The organism is Acidovorax sp. HMWF018 (genome assembly GCF_003061035.1).
Lineage (GTDB): Bacteria > Pseudomonadota > Gammaproteobacteria > Burkholderiales > Burkholderiaceae_C > Acidovorax > Acidovorax delafieldii.
Genome location: NZ_QAIM01000469.1, coordinates 5,313 through 7,901 on the forward strand (window position 1 = coordinate 5,313; position 2,589 = coordinate 7,901).

At 63.0% G+C, this 2,589-nt stretch carries 3 protein-coding genes; 2 read left to right on the forward strand and 1 reads right to left on the reverse strand.

Annotation, left to right across the window (positions count from 1 at the left end; all coding sequences use genetic code 11):
- Positions 1–89: 89 nt before the first annotated feature.
- Positions 90–470, reverse strand: a complete 381-nt coding sequence (locus tag DBR23_RS19715) for a tautomerase family protein (protein ID WP_108499328.1) — start codon at positions 468–470, stop codon at positions 90–92.
- Between the two features lie 84 nt (positions 471–554).
- Between DBR23_RS19715 and DBR23_RS19720 the strand changes: the two genes are divergently transcribed.
- On the forward strand, positions 555–1,412 hold the full coding sequence (locus tag DBR23_RS19720; RefSeq protein ID WP_108499329.1) for a LysR family transcriptional regulator: 858 nt from the start codon (positions 555–557) through the stop codon (positions 1,410–1,412).
- Positions 1,413–1,711: 299 nt separating this feature from the next.
- Positions 1,712–2,589, forward strand: an 878-nt coding sequence (locus DBR23_RS29725) for a HAMP domain-containing protein (protein WP_158276475.1), incomplete at its 3' end; no start/stop codon positions are given.

The window sequence follows — 2,589 nt, forward strand, 5'->3', positions numbered from 1 at the left end:
GTTGGCACCGGCTGGCATTGACTGGCGTCTGTTGCCGGCTTCGCCCCATGCGCCGGAGCTGGCGGCTTCTGCCCCCCCCGCGCCAGCCCTCAGGCGTATTGCGCCAGCCCGTGGCCGAAAGACCAGTTCTCCTTGGCCACCTCAACAATGTTCACGAACACATCTTCCGGCCTGAGGCCTGGGCTTTCGCCCAGAAGCTGGGCGATGCGTTGGAACAGCGCCTTCTTCTGCTCCAGCGTGCGTGTGTTGTTGGCAGTGATCTGGATGAACACCACATCGTCGCTGCGTGCCACACCCAGGTACGACGGGCTGTAGCGGAAATTCGCGGCATCGTGCTCGGTCAGGGTCATGAACTGATCGTCCTCGGGCACATTGAAGGTCTCGCGCATGGCGCGGTACAGCGTGTCGAAAATCGCTTGCCGGTAGGCAGCGGGCTTGCCGGCACGCATGGCAATGTGGATGAGCGGCATGGAGGGTCCTTTTGTGAAAAAGCTGGTGCCATGCTATCCATATTGATATGCTATTGATACTTACATCAACAATAACAAGAACATATCATGCAGCGCCCTCTGGATCTGGATGCCGTCGAGGCTTTTGTCCGTGTTGCCGAGCTGGAGAGCTTTACCCGAGCAGCCGAGGCCATGCAGACCAGCCAGGCCGCTGTGAGCCTCAAGCTCAAGCGGCTGGAGGACCGGCTGGGCTGCCGGCTGCTGGAGCGCACCCCCCGGTATGTAGAACTGTCAGCGCAGGGAGCCGCCTTCCTGGACCATGGCCGCGCACTGCTTGCTGCACATGAGCGTGCCCTGGCTGCGCTGGGTGAAGCACCGCAGCGTTTGGCCATCGGCATCAGTGACCACGTCGCCGGGCCTGAACTGCCCGCACTGATTGCTCGCATGAACGCACAAGACCCTCAGCTGTTGATCGACATCCGGATCGGCTCGTCGGGTGACCTGCTGCAAAGCTTTGACCGGCGCGAACTCGACGCGGCCATGGTCCGCATGCATGCCGGGCGCAGCGATGGCGAAGTGCTGGCCGAAGAGCGATTTGGCTGGTTTGCCGCGCCGCACTGGCAGCACCGCGCTGGTTCCACCCTGCCGCTGGCCACCCTGGCAGAGCCCTGCGGTGTGCGTGCGATGGCAGGAAAACTGCTGGATGCGGCCGCCATCCCCTGGCGCGAGGTGTTTGTGGGCGGCGGCGTGGCGGCAGTGTCCGCAGCCGTTGTTGCAGGGCTGGGCGTAGCCGCACTGGCACCCCGCATGTTGCCCTGGGGCGCGGTGGACGTAGGTGCCCGGCTTGGGCTTCCTGCACTGCCAAGCCTGCCGGTGGTGCTTCACAGCCGGGCCCCGGATGGCCGACCCAGTGATGCGATTGCAGCACTGTCTGCCGCATTCAGAAGTGCGGTGCGCGGTTAGGGTGGGTCACGCCCGCCCTTACTTACCCCTGCACACGCAGGGCGCCCAGCGCGCCTTTCGCACCTTTCGGTCAAAAACTTCTTGACGCGCGCCGGAACCCCCAGAAGATCAGGGCCTGTGCACCATCGTGCGCCCAAGACGGCTGCGCACCGCCGCATCGATATCGCCAGAACGCAGCAGGGTGGCGGTGGCAACGTGTTGCGCCCCACGTTGCAAAAAGGTAAACGCTGGTTACCAGCCGCTCCTGCGTGCTCCGAAAAAGCGCATCATCCCGTATCACCTGCTGGAGGGTCCATCGCATGAATGTCCTGCAGAACCTGAGCATCAAGACGCGTCTTGGTATTGGATATGTTGTCCTGACCTGTGCACTGATCCTGGTCGCCATCATGGGTATCCGTGGCGAGTCCATGACACAGGAGAGCCTGGACAACCAGGTCAATCACCTGAACGTGATCAAAAGCCTGGGCAACCGGGTGCTGGATACAGCCAATGCGAGGGCCGTGTCTGCCCGCAACCTGGTGATCGCGGGCTCCAAGGAAGATGCCGACGCGGAAACACGTCGCATTGGAATCGCACATGAAGGCATGGGCAAGGCACTCCAGGGAGTGGAAGAGGCCCTCAAGGTCGGCCCGCCTGAAACCGCCCCCCTCAACAAGCTGCTGGCCCAGATCAAGAACACCGAGGCGGCCTATGGCCCCGTGGCGCTGGAGATCACCCGGCTGGGGAGCCAGGGGGAAAAAGATGCAGCGATCAAGAAAATCAACGAGCAATGCCGCCCCCTGCTGACCAAGCTGGTGGCCGACATCGAAGCCTTCCTGGCCGAGAGCGACGCCATCAGCAAACGTGCCAGCCAGGAATCGATGCGCCAGTTTGAATCGCTGCGGCTGCAGCTGATCCTGCTCAGCGTGGCCATGGTGGTGTTTGCCTGCGTGCTGGGTGTGGCCACCACCCGCTCCATCGTCCGGCCCCTGAACGAGGCAAGCCAGGCGACGCGGGAGTTTGCGCGGGGCAACCTGGCCACCCCACTGGTGGCGCAGGGCAAGAACGAAATTGCTTCGGTAGTCACTTCGATGGAAGCCATGCGGCTGAGTCTTTCCAACCTGGTGGCAGGGGTGCGCCAGGGATCAGAAAGCGTATCGACCGCCAGCGCCGAGATCGCGCAAGGCAACCACAACCT